Origin of the sequence: Methylicorpusculum sp. (assembly GCF_030651835.1) — a bacterium.
Classification (GTDB): Bacteria; Pseudomonadota; Gammaproteobacteria; order Methylococcales; family Methylomonadaceae; genus Methylicorpusculum.
Genome location: NZ_JAUSBX010000099.1, coordinates 1 through 18,220, shown reverse-complemented (window position 1 = coordinate 18,220; position 18,220 = coordinate 1). Strand labels below are relative to the sequence as shown.

At 44.4% G+C, this 18,220-nt stretch carries 21 protein-coding genes; 2 read left to right on the top strand and 19 right to left on the bottom strand.

Translation table 11 applies throughout. The features are described 5' to 3' along the window. Positions 1-219, bottom strand: a 219-nt coding sequence (locus Q7V32_RS13510) for a hypothetical protein (RefSeq protein WP_304897510.1), incomplete at its 3' end; no start/stop codon positions are given. A 442-nt stretch (positions 220-661) separates the two neighbouring features. Here Q7V32_RS13510 and Q7V32_RS13505 point away from each other — a divergent pair. Next, complete coding sequence (locus tag Q7V32_RS13505; RefSeq protein ID WP_304897509.1) at positions 662-1,678, top strand: hypothetical protein; 1,017 nt, start codon at positions 662-664, stop codon at positions 1,676-1,678. 186 nt (positions 1,679-1,864) lie between these two features. On the opposite strand, the gene Q7V32_RS13500 is transcribed toward Q7V32_RS13505, so the two are convergent. From Q7V32_RS13500 to Q7V32_RS13455, 10 genes are all read right to left on the bottom strand, one after another. Next, the gene (locus tag Q7V32_RS13500; protein WP_304897508.1) at positions 1,865-2,125 is read right to left on the bottom strand and encodes a WGR domain-containing protein; all 261 of its coding nucleotides are present in this window, start codon (positions 2,123-2,125) and stop codon (positions 1,865-1,867) included. A 182-nt stretch (positions 2,126-2,307) separates the two neighbouring features. After that, complete coding sequence (gene traA / locus Q7V32_RS13495) at positions 2,308-2,616, bottom strand: TraA family conjugative transfer protein (RefSeq protein ID WP_304897507.1); 309 nt, start codon at positions 2,614-2,616, stop codon at positions 2,308-2,310. A 234-nt stretch (positions 2,617-2,850) separates the two neighbouring features. Further along, positions 2,851-3,324: a type IV conjugative transfer system lipoprotein TraV gene (gene traV / locus Q7V32_RS13490; RefSeq protein WP_304897506.1), complete on the bottom strand. Its 474-nt coding sequence runs from the start codon at positions 3,322-3,324 to the stop codon at positions 2,851-2,853. Next, positions 3,314-4,096, bottom strand: coding sequence for a DsbC family protein (locus tag Q7V32_RS13485; RefSeq protein WP_304897505.1), 783 nt, complete (start codon positions 4,094-4,096; stop codon positions 3,314-3,316). Before Q7V32_RS13485 ends, traV begins: the two co-directional genes overlap by 11 nt. 31 nt (positions 4,097-4,127) lie before the next feature. Then, positions 4,128-5,729, bottom strand: a complete 1,602-nt coding sequence (locus Q7V32_RS13480; protein WP_304897504.1) for a TrbI/VirB10 family protein — start codon at positions 5,727-5,729, stop codon at positions 4,128-4,130. A gap of 16 nt (positions 5,730-5,745) precedes the next feature. Next, positions 5,746-6,864 carry a type-F conjugative transfer system secretin TraK gene (locus Q7V32_RS13475; RefSeq protein ID WP_304897503.1) on the bottom strand — a complete coding sequence of 373 codons (1,119 nt, stop codon included), beginning with the start codon at positions 6,862-6,864 and terminating at the stop codon, positions 5,746-5,748. Positions 6,865-6,873: 9 nt separating this feature from the next. After that, entirely contained in the window at positions 6,874-7,506 is a 633-nt protein-coding gene (locus Q7V32_RS13470) for a TraE/TraK family type IV conjugative transfer system protein (protein WP_304897502.1), read from the bottom strand. Between the two features lie 9 nt (positions 7,507-7,515). Then, complete coding sequence (traL, locus tag Q7V32_RS13465; protein ID WP_159658474.1) at positions 7,516-7,797, bottom strand: type IV conjugative transfer system protein TraL; 282 nt, start codon at positions 7,795-7,797, stop codon at positions 7,516-7,518. A 2-nt stretch (positions 7,798-7,799) separates the two neighbouring features. Beyond that, positions 7,800-8,456, bottom strand: coding sequence for an OmpA family protein (locus Q7V32_RS13460; RefSeq protein ID WP_304897501.1), 657 nt, complete (start codon positions 8,454-8,456; stop codon positions 7,800-7,802). After that, entirely contained in the window at positions 8,440-8,997 is a 558-nt protein-coding gene (locus tag Q7V32_RS13455; RefSeq protein ID WP_304897500.1) for a transglycosylase SLT domain-containing protein, read from the bottom strand. The genes Q7V32_RS13460 and Q7V32_RS13455 overlap by 17 nt, the downstream gene beginning before the upstream one ends. 268 nt (positions 8,998-9,265) lie before the next feature. On the opposite strand from Q7V32_RS13455, the gene Q7V32_RS13450 reads away from it, so the two are divergent. Then, positions 9,266-9,481 carry a hypothetical protein gene (locus tag Q7V32_RS13450; RefSeq protein WP_304897499.1) on the top strand — a complete coding sequence of 72 codons (216 nt, stop codon included), beginning with the start codon at positions 9,266-9,268 and terminating at the stop codon, positions 9,479-9,481. 28 nt (positions 9,482-9,509) lie between these two features. Here the strand turns inward: Q7V32_RS13450 and traN are convergent, their stop codons facing one another. From traN to Q7V32_RS13410, 8 genes are all read right to left on the bottom strand, one after another. After that, positions 9,510-12,323, bottom strand: a complete 2,814-nt coding sequence (traN, locus tag Q7V32_RS13445) for a conjugal transfer protein TraN (RefSeq protein WP_304897498.1) — start codon at positions 12,321-12,323, stop codon at positions 9,510-9,512. Between the two features lie 3 nt (positions 12,324-12,326). Further along, positions 12,327-13,484 carry a TraU family protein gene (locus Q7V32_RS13440; protein WP_304897497.1) on the bottom strand — a complete coding sequence of 386 codons (1,158 nt, stop codon included), beginning with the start codon at positions 13,482-13,484 and terminating at the stop codon, positions 12,327-12,329. Further along, positions 13,484-14,551, bottom strand: coding sequence for a TrbC family F-type conjugative pilus assembly protein (locus Q7V32_RS13435; RefSeq protein ID WP_304897496.1), 1,068 nt, complete (start codon positions 14,549-14,551; stop codon positions 13,484-13,486). Before Q7V32_RS13435 ends, Q7V32_RS13440 begins: the two co-directional genes overlap by 1 nt. Positions 14,552-14,633: 82 nt before the next feature. Beyond that, positions 14,634-15,191 (bottom strand): S26 family signal peptidase, encoded by a 558-nt coding sequence (locus Q7V32_RS13430; RefSeq protein ID WP_304897495.1) that lies wholly within the window; start codon positions 15,189-15,191, stop codon positions 14,634-14,636. Then, positions 15,175-15,468, bottom strand: coding sequence for a hypothetical protein (locus tag Q7V32_RS13425; protein ID WP_159658482.1), 294 nt, complete (start codon positions 15,466-15,468; stop codon positions 15,175-15,177). The genes Q7V32_RS13430 and Q7V32_RS13425 overlap by 17 nt, the downstream gene beginning before the upstream one ends. Positions 15,469-15,473: 5 nt before the next feature. Continuing rightward, the gene (locus Q7V32_RS13420) at positions 15,474-16,061 is read right to left on the bottom strand and encodes a TerD family protein (protein WP_304897494.1); all 588 of its coding nucleotides are present in this window, start codon (positions 16,059-16,061) and stop codon (positions 15,474-15,476) included. A 20-nt stretch (positions 16,062-16,081) separates the two neighbouring features. Continuing rightward, the gene (locus Q7V32_RS13415) at positions 16,082-17,143 is read right to left on the bottom strand and encodes a DUF475 domain-containing protein (protein WP_304897493.1); all 1,062 of its coding nucleotides are present in this window, start codon (positions 17,141-17,143) and stop codon (positions 16,082-16,084) included. 124 nt (positions 17,144-17,267) lie between these two features. Beyond that, positions 17,268-17,438, bottom strand: coding sequence for a TerD family protein (locus Q7V32_RS13410; protein WP_304897492.1), 171 nt, complete (start codon positions 17,436-17,438; stop codon positions 17,268-17,270). Positions 17,439-18,220: the final 782 nt, after the last annotated feature.

Below are 18,220 nucleotides of genomic sequence, written 5' to 3'. Positions count from 1 at the left end.
ACGCATACCCGTGCGAAATTCGTTAATCCCCAACTCTACGGTATGTCGATTCCAACCCAGCACGTCCTCAGCTTGTCGCGATTTCCCTTCCAGCAAGGTTTGCACAACATCACCCATCGCCTGACGTCGAGAGTCATAGGGTATTTGTTTTACCAAGCGGGTAATCAATTCCGAAAGCTCTTCTGTAAACATGACGGACGGGGCAATGGCTTCTTTCATCTTTGTCGGCCTGAGGTATTTCGCAAAATCACCATTATGACGGGATTTTTATGCCTGCGGTATCCCTTAGGCCTTTCAATCAAGCATGCATGGCTAACTTGAAAGGCAGTTACCCATTCAAAAGCTGTCACTCAAAATCATAGGCAGCAGTCTGGTTTAGACCGTAGTGACTCAGTGACAATGTCAAATTGTTCGCCGAATAACGGACAGTCAACTGAGTCAAAGAATGCCTTAACTATTGAAATTGGATAGTTACCCCGACCGACGATGGCCCAGACACGCCCGTCACACCGCATTAAAATCGACGTCAGCTATCGAGAAACGCTTTTTCAGCAATCGATCGAGCAGTCAGCCAAAAACATTTTAAAGCAAAATTATCGTTCAAAAGGGCCGGTCAAAACTTCACTCTCTGAAACGAAACTCCTATGAGAGTTTTATCTGTTTGTGTAAGCTCAATATCATCACAAGCGAACAAGGAAGGCTGGAAAAGCCCACGAAAAATTATCGACCAATCATTGTACAGCTACAAAACTATCCGCCTGAAGCAGATTATGCAGCAAAACTTAAAAACGGAACGGACATGAATTTACAACCAGACGAATGCGATCAGTTTTATCGTATTTGGTGGCCATTATTGACTTATGTCAACAAACAGATGAAGTTGTTTAATGACTTTCCAAGCCAGCTTGAAAACGACAATATTAATCAACAAGACGCAGCGGTTATCCGAAATGCCTTGTGGGCATCAGACCGACTGTTGCAAGACTTTATTGACAGCAACCCAGATAATTTATCAGCTGCAGATTTAGAATTGGCAGCAAGTTGGAAAAGTCGTGTTGCCGCTAGATTTTTTATCATGCGCCATTTGCAAAAATACAGTCTTTTCCTTAATGACTCTGATAATCCAATTGTTTACGGTGTCATCGGCATAGTCTCGCCAATCCCCGAAATACTGCCTTACGCACCGCCAATATTGGTGGATGCAGTGTTGCTACCTTTTGGCGATAAAATCATTTTTGACAGCCTACTTAATTCCTATCCAGTAAGATTTGGCAGCGGCATCCGCAAGGGTCTCAACAATCAGTTGCGTCACGCTCAAGAATCACGAGGGGTCGTTACCTCGTTAGAGGCCACAGACCTAACCCAAGCTATTATCAATGGCAATCAAAAAATACTGGTCGCTTTTTACAAAGGGTTGGCTAAAGAAGGATTGAGTGAAAAAATGCAGCACGAGCACCATGCCAACATAAGAATATTTGTTAAGGATAGATTGTCATCGGCTATACCGCCACGTTCCCTGCTCAGTGTTAAGGTTGCCGACTTGGAAGCCTACTTTAGTGCTTGCGATAATAAAGCCAATCGGGTTAGTTTCAAACGTTTGGTCAAGTTCCTGTGTGACTCCGATAGGATTGGTTGGGAAGAGACCGAAAGGATGGAAAAGTTTTTGAAACGCCAGTAAGTCCATCTTGTGTATAACCGGAAATAACACGCAGCCCTCGCTACGAAACTACAAACGTCCGTTTCTGGCCGCTATGTATTATGCAATGCTTTGCATAACGAATAGGGTTTATCTGTCGCGCCATCCAAATCGGATCAAAGCAATTGTATGGGGTTGAGTTTTCTTAATCCTTGTTGTTCTCACAGCCTATGATGTCGCTTTGTTTTGGCCGAAAGACGATATTACGTCGTAACCTTTTTTCCTCTTGGCTTCTTCTATCTTGGCACCTGCATCGAGCGCTTGTTCAGGCGAAGGAAACCAATCCTTTTTTACCATTCCAGGATGACCAATTCTTCCCCATTGGCGCACAAGCGACCAGTCTCCGAATATACCGGGTGAAATAGTCATTGTGTAATAGCGGTGCATATTCTCAAGATCATTGTGTCGAACTAGATAAGCTTGAGTCATAAGATTAATTTCAAGAATACTTAAGGAATTATTTTTCTAAATAATAGCCTAAACAACTGAATTTATGGTCATAAAAGATTATATTAAAAAAGGGCCGCACCTTGTCAAGAGGGCGACCCTTTCGTCTACAACTAACAAAAAAGGGTACCGCCCATCGGGGGTGATGGGCGATAACTCTGGAGTTAAACCAGAGCGGCAACAACACCGTTGATGACGTTTGGACCGTAGTACAGAGCCAACGCACCACCGATGCCGATAACAACAGATACGATAGACTGGTTGACGATGCCGGCAGACAAACCCACCATGAACATGCCCAAGGCAATGATTTTTCCCAAAGTACCTTGAGTCCAGCCAACCAACAGGGTGTAGATGTCGTCGAACTCACTACCACCGGTACCGGCCATTGCTTCAGGAGCAAGCGCGACAGCAGCAGCAACAGAAGTGGCCAACAATGGTTTAGAGGTAAACAGTGCTTTCAATTTGTTCATTTAAAGAACTCCAAAAATAGGCTTGATTAGGGTTGTCAGCTATTTGCAATTCACTGACCGAGGTTCTGTTCCGGAACACGGTCATTGTCAACAAAAAATCAGCGGTGTATAAGCGCGAAAGAGCAGCCTATCAGGTGTTCTTTTGGTGGACAGACGAAAGGCAGCCTATTTCGAACCCCTTTCTGCGCGACGGGCAAAAAAAACCGGACTTTCTTCGTCCGGATTATTTTTTTTTCACCTCGGCGTTCTGTCCGACAAAGGCGATATGGCCCTCCCTGGGGACCGGAATCGCTCCCCAAGATTCCAGCGCCTGCTTTCGATCTCTGTATATAAGTACCCGTCAGCATGAAGATCACCGTCATCATCCTCCCATGGCGCCACCCATATCCGCATGACTTGCGCTTGCGTCCTTATAGGGACTGGCTGTTCGATACTGGGAACGGCTACCTGGCTATTCCTGGTTGCGTTTGAATAAGCCAGAACGCCACGAGATCCGCTGTCGCTGCCTTTGTCATTCTCATCTAGGGTTTTTACGTAATCCGAAGACTCTGTTGCTTGATAGACTTGCCGGGCGGACATACAGCGCACGCCTTCAATGCCGCCGGGACAGGAAAAATCGCCTTGCCCTATACTCAAGAAAGAGCAACCGTTTAAAAGCAGAACAGTTGCCGTTAAAAAGGCCAAATTTAAGTAACCCTTATTTACCATTTAATTCATCCTCAAGGTCTTTTTCTAAGAGGGTTTTGAACGATTTCACGCCACCCTTGAAGGTGTTTTTCGAAGGCAGAAACACGAATGGCACGCCCTGAATATCCAGAAGTTTCGTTGCCACTACCGCTTTTTGCAGCGGTTTTAAGTCACACGATCCTTCTTCCCTGACCAACGCCGGCAGCGTTGAATAATCCTTTGCGATCAGTGCTTTTAATGACTGCGCTTTGTCTTTATTGCAGATCAGTTTTTTACTGATTTCTGCCGATTCCTTGCCAAGCACGGGGATCAATACGAGCTTGAATGCGTATTCATTCCCCAGTGGCTCAAGCTGTGCAATCAGCTCGTGACAGTAGTTGCATTGAGGGTCTACGAATATCGTAACTTCCTTTTTTCCTTTTCCTATGGTCAGTGTCGAAAGTTCATCCGGATTGAACCCTATCTTGCGCAGATCGACTTTTTCTATTCCCTTCGTGTCCGCTACGGAGCCAATAATTTTACCTTGCCACATATCGACCAATTTAAAATTACCGGCTACGACGAAATGTCCATTATCGGTAATCAAAAATGTCTTATCTCCTGCTTTAACCATCGACAATCCCGTGACGGGTAACCGCTTAACTTCGTCCACGCTGCGCATGACCTCTTTGACTTCAGCCGTCATTTCGGTGTCGGTTTTCCTTGTTTCAAGCTGAGAACTATCCTGGCCTGCCGCCTGGATAACACCAGTCAACGTCAATAAAGCCGATACCCCTAATAACTTTTTCACCATTTTTGTCTCCCTATTATTTTTTATTGAACGGTTATCTAACAAAGCCGCTCATTCCACCGTAACCGCCGTAGCCAACCCCGCGAGACCCGCCGCCAAATCCGCCTGAGCTTCGTCCGCCGTAACCTCCCATGCCACCGCCGAGGCCACTCATTGAACCTTGGCCAAAGCCATCTTGGTTTGCGCTATACAGGTTGTTCATGTTGCGTCCGCCGCCTTGTAGATTGGTGCCAGCACCTGATTTGGATTTTGAATTAAGAGACATTCCTCTTATCATGATGAAATCTATCTTTCTCCCCGCATCCACTTCGACGATTGGGAAAATGTTTTTTGCCATATCAAGATAGTAGTCAGCAATTTGTTCCGCAGCGCCCTTAACCCCCCCCATGACTGCCTGCCCCGCTAGCATTTCAGGTGATGGGTACTGAAATTGCTGCTGTTGCCCAGGTATCGCACCTGTTTGCAGAGCTCTTACTTGCTGAGGTGCAAACGCTTGAGCAATTCCAGACACAAATCCTGAAAGTAACGCATTCCCTATGATTTGTCCGTTTTTGCTTACCAATCGGCCTCTTACCCCAGCCTTGCCATCTTCGCCAACTGAATAAGCATCCATTGCTGTTTCGATGACTGCGCCATCTTTCTTTACGCAAGAGATACGCTCCGCTCTCATGTAAGCTCTTTCTGCACTCAGGTCGCCATAACCACTGGCAATCAAGAAACACTCTCTAATATCCATCCTATAACGATTAGGTAAAATTGCTTCATGCTTGATCCGCAACAAAGCCGGAAAGGGATCACTACGAGATTGATTGGAGGTAGGGGCATCAAGACCTGTCACCAGCGTTCCACTTAAAATACTACCGGCCGGCAAAAACATATCGGGTACCCCGTTTTTGCTTGACGCTTTTTTAATGTTCACGAACTCCGTGATTTTTTTTCCTCCATTTTTTTTGCTGCTATCCTGGTCATGGGCTGATGCCGGACCCTTATCGCTCTTTTTTCCTTCTTCACCTGAACCGGTCATAACTCTGATTTTTGGCCCTGTTTCAGCGGGAGCCACATCGCTTTCAGCTATTGCCGGTATCTTTTGACCGATTAAGTCCGGTTCAAAGGCATCTTTCCCTTTTTTTTCTGTCCTTTTTTTATATTTCCCACCGCCAGCGTCATCCATGGGTAATCCCGGCAACGGCACTTGGTTTTTTAACGCCTCTTGAGCGGCATCAATCTTTTGGTAAAGCTCCGTCGTTTGCAGTGCCAGCTTTTCTGTTCTCCTGTTCAGTTCTTCCGTTTGCTCCTTGATCATTCGCGAAGCGTCCTGGATTTTGGCGTCCTGAAGCTGGAAACTCATTTTGATATCGGAAAAATCCTCCGTCAGTTTTTTGATTTTTCCGCCCATTGCATCGATGGAAACATCCCGAGGACTTTTCCCGGTGAAAAGTGTGTATTCCACTTTTCTCGGTTTCTGCATGAAGTTTTGGGAATTGTCATCGGATGTACTGACAATCAGAATGGCCGCCACGACAAAAATCGCAGCCCCACCCCCTATCTGCGTGACTTGTTTGCGTTTCGACGGATCAAGTGTTTGATACCATTCGATCAGTTTTTCCTTGGCGGTCTTCTTTTCCAGATCAATCACAATGTTTCTCCGTCAATTACAGCAATACAGGTCTGATTTCTTCGCCGCTTTTACCCTCAGGCAATCGCAACAGAAGGTAGATTTCTGTTTTTTCCCCTGGCTCTATCCTCACTCTTGGCCACGCGGCAACAGCCATTGTGTCTTCACTCGCACAAAATGCCTCTTCAAAAATCACCGCGTTATTGCCATTGTTTTGACCAATCAGAATAATGATTCTGGAATCATGCCCAGACAGTAATTGACCCGCCCAGTAAGTCAGGTTGGGATCATGACAAAAGGCTCGGTCTCTTAAATCTTCGGTTACTTCTTCCAACGTAAATCCCTCTGGGATTTGTTGTTTTCCAAGGTTTTGCATGATTGCTTTTACCTCATTGATATAAGGTAAGTCTTGACGGAAAAGCCTGTCCGTTTTCGAGGATCCGACTTCGCCTTGAGCGCCCTTTGCTGCATCGCCTTCAATACGAATTTCAACAGGGGTAATTAATTCCTGCGGTGAAAGTTGCAGTGATGCAGCATCGCCAGTTTCTGCGTCAGAAATAAACAGGCTCACCGGTGTTTCTGAGTCAGTTGCAATATAAATTGCTGAACCATCAATTTTCGTTTCCACGTTGTCTACCGTCAGGACTTTGGGGTCTGCATAGGGAGTGACTATTCGATTCAGCTTGCCTTTTGCAACGATCACACTTTCAGTTCTTCCGGGTTTGGGTTTGATCGTAATACCTGATTGCATTCCAAGATCGAGCTCTTGTTTATTCATTGCGCGATTTTCGTTGGGTGGTTCAAGTGCCTTAGCAATAATCTTGGGTCTTTTTTTAAGTTTGGATTTTTCTTCAGCGACTGGCCCCGGTGCATATTGCCCATCATTGGCGACCTGCTGATCCCCTTCAGGCGGATTAGCCGTAATCGTTGCTGCCGCCGATTCAGGCTTTCCATTGATCATCCCGTTCGGGTATAAATCGCCACTTTGATTGTCGTTTTGTGGGTTCGCCAAATCCTCCGCAAGACCTTCCGGGTGTGGGCTTAACGACGTTCCATCCAATGCTTGAAATGGCAATTCTGGCGGAAGTTCATTCGCCATCGTTGCTGATGAGATCAAGATTGACACAACCGATAGAATCAATGGTTTTAATTGCATGCAACGCTCCTATTTTTTAATGTACTTTTGACGTTCTTCTTGCATCTTTTGCTTTGCCTCTTCTTTCTTAATGATTGAAAGCAATTTAGGCATGCCTTTATACGAGGACATATGCGTGATGATCGGCGAATAGTGTTTAACGTCTATCTTGAATTCAAAGGTTTGCTCCGTAGGACTTGATTTGCCGCCGGCACCGGTCATTCGGTTTTTACCAGTAACAAACACCTTGTCAGTTTCGGGCTCATAAGTCACCTGCACGATATCAAAGCTCGACGACACGCTCTCTTGTTTAAGCGTTTCAAGTTCCTGAGCAATTTGTTCTGAAACGATTGATCTGATTTCGCCCGTTACCATGCCGCTAAATGACGCCAGGACGAAATCTGCATTTTCCGGTGTCACATTACCGATTAAAGCCGCTGTATACATTCCCCACGCTTTTTTATAGCCTTCGGATGCTTTGTTTTTGGCCACTTCCGATTTTTCCGATAGACTCGGCGGAATCAGCACTATTGCGGTGTCTTTCTTTAGCCAGCCAACCAATGTCAGTAGATTAAGCGTCAATAAAAAGATGCAAACAAATTTCAGGAATCGGTTTGATTCATGGAGACTTAGCCATGTTGATGCGAAATTTTTATAGAGCATTCTGATTTCCTAAAAGAATCGACGGATAAACGACAAGGGTCTCGACGTGGGTGTCGTTTCATAGGACCCCAGACTCACATACCAGTACAGGGCGTGTATCAAAAAGCCATTCGCCTGTCTGTCCTTGAGCTTTCTGTATAACTTGATGCCGACCAAGCCTAACGCGAGCAGTACCCCCAGATAATCCACCATGATGCCAACACCAAACGCGATAGCCATCAGGATGAACTCATCGAATTCCCAAAAAAGAATTTGTTGTGGATCGTCCAAATAATTAGGAATGTCTCGCATTTCTATCTCTCCGTTATAGGAATCAATTCTGCTCTTCGATTTTTCAATCGCCCTTCTTCCGTGTCATTGCTTTCAGCAGGGGAATTTTCACCCAATCCTTCGGCCGAAATTTTTGACGCGGCAACGCCCTGCTTAATCAGGTAATTGCGTACCGAAATCGCACGCCTTGTTGATAACTTTTTGTTGTATTCACTGGACCCTTTTGAATCTGTGTGTCCTTCAATGCTTACATGCAGCATCGTTGACGGTGGAATTCTTTGCAGAAAGTCATCTAGCTTCTGAGTTTCACTGACTGACAGATCCGCTTGATCAAATTCGAACAAAACCGACTGAATTTCAGGTAAAACCGTTTCCAGTACCGGAGGAAAGGGGAACGTTTGCAGCGAATAATTCGACATTGATCCACTCTCAGCGGGAACGATTCCCTTTCCAGGTAGAGATAGCGTGTGCTCAAACCCTCCTTGGATAATGGCCTGATCCCGCAACCAACCCACCTTCAAATAAGAAAGATCACTGACGACGGGTGGCAAATAGATTTTCACGGTGATTTCTTCACAGCGATCGCCAGACAGAACAAATGGACAATCCTGCGTCATCGCACAAGCTGTCAATGCAATCGTTGTTGCTATTACGATAGGGATTTTATTTAAGTTTCTCATTGATGATTTTCTCGAATCGCTCTACATGATTTGCGTAACTATTGCCTCGAACGGCATTGGTGGGTGCATGATAATCGGCGACAGTTTTTCGAATGTCGTTCTGCGCACGCAGTGCTTTCAGATAGCTTGCCGCGACATTTATGTTGGTTTTTGGGTCGAGCAAATCGAGTTCGTTGGAAACCTTGTTTCCATGCCAATACAGGTTCACTTGCATTATTCCGACATCCACATTTCTGATTCCTTCCTCTATGAGCGCTTTCAGTGCCTGTTCTGCTGCCTCTTTATTTGCGTACCGCCTGGGACCGGCTTTGATATCCTTTTTGCTTTTATTGATGTTTAGCGTCCAAGGCCACGGACGAAAACTTCCATCTCGCCAACGCATTCCGCTCTCTTGGACGGCTATCCCATAGAGTGTTGCCACGTTGATACCCGCATAACTGGCAGCAACACCCCAAACGCTGTTGTCCAAAACCGAATTCGAATTGGCGTTAACTGAGATGGATAACGTCAAAATTAATGGCACTATTTTTTTTATGTTCATACTGCGGATATTAAACGGCCATAAAAATTTTCATCCGGGCGAAAGACGCGCTTTTTCGGCCTGTTTCGATTTTTTAGGCTGATTTATCCAAAAAATGTCGACCCCAAGAATCCGGACAGCCGTTTAAGCTATGCCCTGACGGGAAATGAAAGGTAGAAGATGAGCGAAAGCAAACGGAAGATAGTTACAGTCGTCCAAAAAGCCAAGGTAGCCTTGGCAGCGGTGAGAAGGCACGAAGACGATCAATGACATTGCCCAGGAGTTCGGCTTGCATCCCGCCCAAGTCAGTCAATGGAAAAAGGAATTGCTGCATAATGCGGGCAGTCTGTTCGAAGGCCAGCGCGGGCCGAAACCGATCAATGCTCAGAATCATTCGGCCCGGTTGTATGCGAAGATCGGGCACCAAAACCTGGCGATGGATTGGCTTAAAAAGCAGAAAAAGCAGAAAAAGCAGAAAAAGCGATTGTTGACAGGCGTTGATTAAAATGACTTTCTATTTTTGATGTAATGACTTACAGATTGTCAATCAGATACTGCCGTTGTTCGTCAACATTGGTTTCATTGGTTTGCTTGTTTAACCTATCAATTACACTGTAATTATTAGTGCCAGGCAATTTACCTACTGTTGAGAACTGTGGGCTGTACCTTTCTTCAATTTTCGCATCATTTATTGCCATAATACCGGATACTTTCAACATATTAATCCATTCACCAAAATTCATTTTATCGAAATCCAGGGAGCCAATTTGACTTAAACTTAATCCTTCGCAACTAGGTTCTTTGGGTTTACCAAAATTCATATTCAACTGTCTTCTTGCCTGTTGCTGAAATATTCTTGCAAATGGACTTGAAAAACAGCAGTAAGCTTGTCTTCTAGCAACGCACACCCCTAATATCTTATCGGAACAATAACTGCCTATTTCACCGCTAGCAGTACAAAGTTTTTGATCTTTGTACATCTGCAGTTTCATTTCATCCTCCGTACAGGCAAATACCATCTGCACCACCATTTTCGCTATCTGATAGATCGCATAAATTATCCCAACAGCTGTTATGACTGATGATAAGAGTGATCCTGTCATTGAATAGGTTGTTGTTACTGCTGTCCCTGTTCCCGTAGTTGTTGTTGATAAAAGTGTTGATGCGGCAGTTTCACCGAATGTTGATGCTATCCATTCTCCTAACCATTGAACAGCCTGTGCTTTTATTGCGGATATACTTAATTTGGTAGTGAGATCCTCCCCTAACATCGATACAACTGAATCATACATTGACGTAAATGTGTCTGTAACTCCGTTATATATCTCGGTCATCCCTGTTACTGGTGTTTGAAACACTGTTCCATCAGCAACTAGACTCCATGCCCCTGTCAGGCCATTATTGGCATGTTCGAGTCCAAATGCGTATATTTGGGCTGACGTATCCGCTAAATACCAACTGTCTGCCGCTAACATCATGTAATCGATCCAACTGCCTTGGATAGGCATATTACAACAATCAACTGATCCAAGAATTGACAGGTCAGCCATTCTGCAGGTGTATCCTTCCCCTTCAAAAAATTGACATGCCCCTTGATTTGGGTCGCATGACATCTGTTTTTGTGTTTCGTTTAAGGTTTGTATTGCGGTTGCCGCTTTTATGAAGTCTTCGTTTGATTCCTGCTTAGGGCTTACACATTCCCCGCCCATGCATCGGATATCAGCATCACAAATAGTGTTTTCTCCATTATTGCTAATATCGCATTGCGCATCATGATTAGTTCCACAATCATATGTGACAACAAAATCCCTACATGCACCCGTTACAGGATCTATTGAATCATTGCCATTCTCATCTTTTTCGCATTCTTCTTTGACATATGCACACGACGATAATGATCCACAGGTGTTGTTTTCTTCCAAGTCATAATTGTATTGTGGGCAAACCTGATAGCCTTGATAATCCGTATAGCACTCCAAAGATATCAGTCCCGGCCTTCGTGTTTCAGCTGAATAGCATAGGGGCGCTGGCGGCGATTTTGGCGCGTCAGGCAGTATATCCTGACCACCTATGTAGTTTGAATAATTCTCCGGCGTAATCGTTATAGGACCAACCACTTTGCTATTTGATGCATCAGTACATTGCCACCATTCTGTTGACGCTTGATCGTTTAGTGAGTTTGTTTGAATAAAGGGTGGTGCAGTCCCATTTAATGGCCAGGCATTAAATAATCGCTGACGACATCCCACCGGTTGATCAATGAAATCTTCTAAGAAATCACCCTGTCCAGGCTTAGATCTGACTACGAACCTTGCGTGCCCTTCCCCGCCATCATAAACGACGACGACCTGTTCTATTTTCACTACGGATCCAGGAGCAAGGGATTTAAAATGATCAGTGACATCGGTTCCAGGGCTATGCGTCCAACTTGTCGCTTGTTCGCAGGGCCCGTTCCATCCGTTTCTACCGGTATAGATAAGTTTGTCGTTTATAAATATTCGAGTTTTATCATCCCACCTAACAAAATTAAGACTTACAGACTCAATTGAATCGGGTCTTGGTATCTGAAAACTAGCTGTTATTGTGAAGGTTTGGCATCTTTTTCCGATTCTCCATTGGTTGTTTGTATTAACACCAATACTGATAACCGTGCACCCTATTCCGCATGGAGATACGCTGCCATTACCGCTGATGAAACCAATGATCGGGCTATGCGTCACTGATCGGTTGACGGTACACTTTTCTGTCGCTAATTTTTTTTTACATTGCTTAATATCTTTGATGTGGATAGAGCAGGCTGTTTTTCCCCAGTCTGTTGTTTTTGTACAGCCATTAAACATGTCATTAATTAATGGCGACTGGAGAGAAAGAACCTTGTCTGATTGATTCCATATCGGATCATGTAACAGATTTGGCATTGCGGTATTTGCGCCCATTAGTGTTTGGTACGCATACGAATGCTGAGTGGGTTGTGAATTTAGAGTGCTAACGGTGTTATTGACATAGGCTCCTTGGGCGGATGCATTTCCAAAAGCTGCCGCCGCCTCATCCATTGACCCCGGCTGAATTTCTTGAAACAGCTCGTTTTGTTCGATGGTTTCGCCCGCAACAGCACCATTATTGAGTGTTATCTTGCCTGTTGAACGGTTGACATCAGGTACCGTAAATCCATTTATCAGTGATTCACCAAATAACCCACCTTCAGCCGCTTTATCTAAAAAAGCATCTGCAAATGCTGGAAATGGGACAAAAAATATAACCAACGTTGCCAGATAAAATGCAGCAATAGCATTGTGAAATAGACAAACTATTAATAAGCCAGCTATTGCTCGTTTTAATTTATTCATTGCTTATTCCGAATAAATTAGACAGCAATCCGTATAGCGCCAAATTAGGTATACAAAATCTTCGCCAATACCTGGTATATTTCTCCACTCTCCCCATTTGAATGTAGATTCGCCTATATAGTGACAACAATTTTCTCCGGGGATAACTTTATCAATCATCTCAGCCTGTCCATTTGCTCCCATTACAGTATTTCCGTTAGCATCCTTTTTTTCGGCCTTTTCTTTTTCTGCTTTTGCTTCTGCGATAGGGAAGACCATGCTTAACTTATACTGTTGCTTCGGTATCATGGGGTATATCGTTCCTCCGCACATAGCGTCATCACCATAGGTCTTGTGCGCTAATCCTCTTCTATGCAAGGCCGCCAGAACTCTTGCCGACAATAAACTTGAATCTCGTGGGGGCGATCCGTCCGAGGCAATATTACCCACGAATGGATATAGATTTCCCCAGCAACCCGCACACCACCACAATGATTTCAGTGGTTGATAAGCCGTTGTGACTGCGCAATCTACTGTACATGCCGCTACAGCCAATGGGTTAGCAAATACAATTGCCTCGGGGTTTGTGAAAAATGCTAATTCATCGATATTCCATGTTGGATCAAGTTCTGACATGTACATCAGATCCATATTTCTGAACCCCCCAGCATTGCAAAAAGACTGGGTAAATAAATCCAAAATCATAAATAACGGGTAAGCCCAATAATGGTAGTTGTAGAATGTTTTATCACTACCATCACCCTCAACCTCTTTATGCCCGCCCCAGAGCCTCACCCCGTTATTAAATGAAATGCCACCCAATGACGGTGAGCAGTAAGGTTTTCTTACCACTTCTATCAGCCTTGCCGGCATCCATGCTCCTGCTGTCATTCCTAGTTTCGGTGTGTCTCCTGCTTCATTACAAACACAAAAACTTTCTTCTGAGGCACCATCAGGAATTTCATTGTCCATATCGTATAATGTCATTCCCAGCAATCTAACTGGGAACAGACAACTCCAACAGATCCCCGTTATCATCTTTTTTCCCCATATATCAGCATCCGGACACAGCAATTTTTCAACTGATATCTCATCAGTCTCCGTTGTGTTGATCGCTTCATCGGCTATGGAGGCTTGTGATACAACCAGGATCACTAATCCTAAAAGAATGTTTAGTCGCATTAGTGAACCTCGCCGCTTACTATTTCCTTTACGACTACATGATCACCTTCTCCCTCAATGACGCTTGGCAATGCTTCCAATTTGAAGCGATCGACAATGCTTTTATTGAGTTTGTACAATCGCCCATTCACGAGTTCGCCAGTCTCGTTGTAGTGATCCCAGCCACGCTGTTTATCGATCTTCGAAAACAGATAAATTACCGGCTTTCCTCTCTTTAGAATTTCATCACCTGCTTGCTTGGCAATAGCTACTTGTTTTTGACTTGTTGCATCAAATACGATGTAAGCCTGTCTCATAGGTATCATTGCCATGGGGTTTATCCTGTCGCCTTTTTTGATGACCAATCGGCCATCCGGATGAAAAATATCCTGAGTTGAAACGATGGTCATGTCCACTGATCGTTCCTTGTTCTTTTTCGCTGGGCGTAAATTAAATTCTTCTTGGTTTTTCCAGAAATTTGCGATTGCCAGTGATTTTTGCTTATCCCAATCGATAGTTGCTGCTCGACGCTGAATTTCCTCAATCATGTCAGGCTCCACGATGCCGTAAATCGGCCCTCTTTGCCCTTGATCCCCCGGTTCTTGCTTGCTAAGCCAATTGAAACCAGGCAATCCACGAGCGCTACGTGTTTTTCCTTCACTATCCGTTTCAATCATGGTTGGCACTGCTGTCACATTGAACCGGGTAAATAAAGTTGGGTCTATGACTGTCCCGGGAACTGGTTTCATGGCCTTTACGATAGGCAAAAGCTTTTTTGTCATCATTGTCGTATTTTGGTCTTGCTCAACCCCGCGAAACACTAGCATCGCTTTCGTCTGAGCAGCTTCTTCAGCGGCTGCTTTTAACTCCTGCGTTGGCATTCCAAAAGATACGAATATCCAACGTCCCTGAACCGCTTCCGCTAACGATTTCTTCCCGTTGATTGCCTCTTTACCTGAAGATCCTCCTGGAGCTGCCATTTTGTTACCTTCTTTAAGAATTTTTTCCAAAGCAGGGTTTAAATGTATCGGTTGGGTTTGTAACCAATCGGGTAATTGCCTATTCATACTAGGTTGTTGTTGCTTCATAATTTCCTTGATAAAAAAATCGTCCTCACCCGCCCACGCGGACGAGGACGACAGGTGCAGTATCATTACTGCCAGGAAGCGACTAGAAAATCGGGTATGCGCTGCCAATGACATCTTTTTCATCTACTAATCCAAGAAGGTTGTATCGCGAATCCAAACTGTATTCATGATCTCCAGCCACGAAGTACTTACCTAATTGGATCGTATTTTTCCCATCATGCAACTCATCATTTGGGAATAGTTTTTTGAGGCTTAGTCCGACCTCTTTCCCAACCAGAGTCAGGTCGCCGACACTGAAGTCCCTTCCGTTTTTAGTGACAATCTCCCCCGGCCCGGCTAGCAATCTCTTTGTGAAGGTATAACCATCTGGATAGGGTTCGCCGTTGTGCCATTTAAAGGCAATCAAGCCGCCTGTTTCGACTTTTTTATCCAGACAAATCAGCAACAACGAATAAGGCAGGCTGGGTGTTTGATTGATGGCCAGTCGGTAGTTGGAATGGATTACCCAGTAGAGCGAGACCACCATAATCCAAGTAATTCTGTGTGATTTCAGGTGATTAAGCAAAATCGGACCAAAAGTTTTAGTTCTTTCAACGAATACTGGCAGCGTTAAAGTTTCTGGGTTATTCAATGTTGACATAGGCTTCCTCGGGGGCACTTAAAACAGATTGCGCATCAAAAATGACCACGCCACGTTGAACTAGCTCTTCAGTTGATTCTTTTACTTTGTTCATTAGCGCCTTGGCATCGTCTTCCGTCTGCGCTTGGTTCTTTTCGACGGCTTTTTTTACCAAGCCCTGCAAATCGACAATTGCAATTTGCGCGGGCACAGGTGAAAAAGAGGCGGCGTAATAGCCGCCAAGACCACCAGAGATGAAACATAAAACGAGAAAAGCCATCATTTTTATGGGTGTCAAGGTACTCATGCATCTAGACCATGCATCCTTGCGAACTCGCGCAAGCCGCCCTTGATGCCTCGACCGATTGCTTTAAATTTCCAATCACCTTGATAACGATATATTTCGCCGAATATCAGCGCTGTATAGGTTGCGGTATCTTCCTCTTCACTCAAGTCATATCGCGTTAATTCTTCATTGGTTTCTTCATTTACGACCCGAACGTAAGCGTTAAACACTTGCCCGAAGTTTTGTTTCAGTTTTTCAGCATCATATATCGACACAAATATGATTAGTTTCTGTACGTCTTTAGGCACCTTATCTAAAAACACATTAATAGCTTCATCGTCACCATCGCCTTGACCTGTTCTGTTGTCCCCGCTGTGGTTGATTGATCCACAAGGTGATTTTTGATGCTCCTTGTGGTAATACACCAAGTCTCGTTCATTTCGTGCTTTTTCGTTTTCTCCCACCATCAACATCGACAGGTCCACGTCAAAAGTTTCTTGGTCGCTTTCTCTAACATCCCAACCAATTCCCACGATGATGTTCTTTAATGAATTGTCTGTTTTTGACAGATTGATATTTCCGCCCTTGACTAAACTTAATGCCATTTTTTTACCTCTCGCTATTGTTAAGAATTTTTGTTGATACTTGGGTATCGCTCTTTGGGCGATTCAGTTGGAGCCAACAAAGCTTTCTGCTTGTTGTGATAGATTGATGACCAAAGCGATAACCCTATTACAAGGGCTCCCGTAACCCCTGTTATCACTTCGGGTATTACTTTAACGATGCTTCCCAGCATAAGTATCGCCAGCGCAAGAATCGCATAGTGAGCCCCGTGTTCGAGATAGATGTATTCGTCCAGAATCCCTTTATTAACCAAATAAATCGTCAGTGATCTCACGTATAAAGCACCAATCCCTAATCCAATCATAATGATCTGTACTTCTTTAGAGATTGCAAAGGCACCTATTACCCCATCGAATGAGAACGAGGCATCCAGTAACTCCAGGTACAAGAATCCAATAAGACCTCCTTTTTTAACGGTCTCGCTCATTGATACTTGTTCATCTGAGACAGCAAACAAGCTATCTAGGCTGCTGACAAATCCAAACAGGAATATCCCCCAAATTCCACCGGTAAGTACCGACATCTTCATTTCGCCAGGCACCACTGCCGTAGCACTCAGCAAAGTGCCTAAGGTTATAGTCGTGTTTACTGCGTCAATTTTTCCCAGCGATTGCAGCCGTTTTTCAATGGATCCGACCCACAATACGTCACGGGAATCATCCAGCAGGAATGATAATCCGACCATCATTAGAAACATCCCGCCCAGGGCCGCAATCATGGGGTGAGCCTCATGTAGATATAGGGCATATTGATCAGGTGAATTCAGTGCCAGCAGGACGACATCATTCGCAGACATGCCTGTCGCAAGGGCGACAACCAGCACTGGAAATATCAACCGCATTCCAAAGACGGCAATCACCATTCCCCATGTCAAAAACCGTTTTTGCCAAATTTCTTCCATGTTCTTCAGAACGCCTGCATTAACGACAGCATTGTCAACCGATAGGCTTATTTCTAGTACAGCAAGTACCAGCACTAAAAAAGCTGCTTTGATTCCACTGAATACCAGGACAATCAACAAACTCGCCACCAAGATAGCGTGGGTTCCATAGAAGCTGCGCATAATTAATTCCCTTTATTCGCCCAGAAAAGCGTGAGGTCTTTGAAACTCTCATTTGCTTCCGACTCTTGGATTTGAGCTGTAAATGTCGTCGCTAGAACGCTCACTACGATCATGTTTTTCTGTTTCACTTATTTTCTCTCCGCTTGACGTTGAGAAAATCTATCGACAGGTCCACGTCAAAAGTTTCTTGGTCGCTTTCTCTAACATTCCAACCAATTCCCACGATGATGTTCTTTAATGAATTGTCTGTTTTAGACAGATTGATATTTCCGCCCTTGACTAAACTTAATGCCATTTTATTTACCTCACATTATTGTTAAGAAATTTTGTTGATACTTGGTTATCGCTCTTTGGGCGATTCAGTTGGAGCCAACAAAGCCTTCTGCTTGTTGTGATAGATTGATGGCAAAAGCGATAACCCTAATACAAGGGCTGCTGTAAATATCGTCGCTAGAACACTCACTACGATCATGTTTTTCTGTTTCACTTATTTTTCTCCGCTTGACGTTGAGAAAATCTTACGAGAAACATTTCAATTTCATCGAGGTGAAAGACGCGGTTTTTCGGCCCCTTTCGATTTTTTTGCTCTTTTTTTGCCAATACCGACGACTGTCACAGCTACTCGCAGTCTTGCGCCAATTATGCAGACTGGGTAGCAGTAGAAGCGCTCGATGCTGTTGCTGCATGGAGGGCCTAATTAGAACCGAACTCCCGGGACTTGACCCAGGTTCAAATGGCATCATTACGGCTATGCAACTGGCTGAACAAAGACCAGAACCTGTTGTTGACTAGGCTTTGAGGTAACGGCAAAACCTATGATCTGATGGAAATCATGGACAACCGCAATAGGCAATCCTCTAGCTTATGAAGCGATTCAAAGAACGGCTATTTGCTAAAAGAGGTTGGAATTTGACTTTCGGATAGCTCTTGGGTTGGTTCGGAATGTGTCAATGACATTGAGACACCCAGTTGTTTTATTTAGTGTCTAATTGTTGTGTATTTATGGGTCAAGTTTCTCCCTTTGTGTTAATAGGCGGATTAATCCAAACGGCGTTAGGCAAGCTGGGTGGTAAAGGG

Coding starts and splice junctions, on each gene's coding strand:
- Q7V32_RS13430 (WP_304897495.1), bottom strand. CDS start 15,191: ATGTCAACATTGAATAACCCAGAAACTTTAACGCTGCCAGTATTCGTT.
- traN (WP_304897498.1), bottom strand. CDS start 12,323: ATGAATAAATTAAAACGAGCAATAGCTGGCTTATTAATAGTTTGTCTA.
- Q7V32_RS13475 (WP_304897503.1), bottom strand. CDS start 6,864: ATGCAATTAAAACCATTGATTCTATCGGTTGTGTCAATCTTGATCTCA.
- Q7V32_RS13485 (WP_304897505.1), bottom strand. CDS start 4,096: ATGGTGAAAAAGTTATTAGGGGTATCGGCTTTATTGACGTTGACTGGT.
- Q7V32_RS13460 (WP_304897501.1), bottom strand. CDS start 8,456: ATGAGAAACTTAAATAAAATCCCTATCGTAATAGCAACAACGATTGCA.
- Q7V32_RS13410 (WP_304897492.1), bottom strand. CDS start 17,438: ATGGCATTAAGTTTAGTCAAGGGCGGAAATATCAATCTGTCTAAAACA.
- Q7V32_RS13435 (WP_304897496.1), bottom strand. CDS start 14,551: ATGAAGCAACAACAACCTAGTATGAATAGGCAATTACCCGATTGGTTA.
- traV (WP_304897506.1), bottom strand. CDS start 3,324: ATGGTAAATAAGGGTTACTTAAATTTGGCCTTTTTAACGGCAACTGTT.
- Q7V32_RS13455 (WP_304897500.1), bottom strand. CDS start 8,997: ATGAACATAAAAAAAATAGTGCCATTAATTTTGACGTTATCCATCTCA.
- Q7V32_RS13470 (WP_304897502.1), bottom strand. CDS start 7,506: ATGCTCTATAAAAATTTCGCATCAACATGGCTAAGTCTCCATGAATCA.
- traA (WP_304897507.1), bottom strand. CDS start 2,616: ATGAACAAATTGAAAGCACTGTTTACCTCTAAACCATTGTTGGCCACT.
- Q7V32_RS13415 (WP_304897493.1), bottom strand. CDS start 17,143: ATGCGCAGCTTCTATGGAACCCACGCTATCTTGGTGGCGAGTTTGTTG.
- Q7V32_RS13420 (WP_304897494.1), bottom strand. CDS start 16,061: ATGGCATTAAGTTTAGTCAAGGGCGGAAATATCAATCTGTCAAAAACA.
- Q7V32_RS13440 (WP_304897497.1), bottom strand. CDS start 13,484: ATGCGACTAAACATTCTTTTAGGATTAGTGATCCTGGTTGTATCACAA.
- Q7V32_RS13500 (WP_304897508.1), bottom strand. CDS start 2,125: ATGACTCAAGCTTATCTAGTTCGACACAATGATCTTGAGAATATGCAC.
- traL (WP_159658474.1), bottom strand. CDS start 7,797: ATGCGAGACATTCCTAATTATTTGGACGATCCACAACAAATTCTTTTT.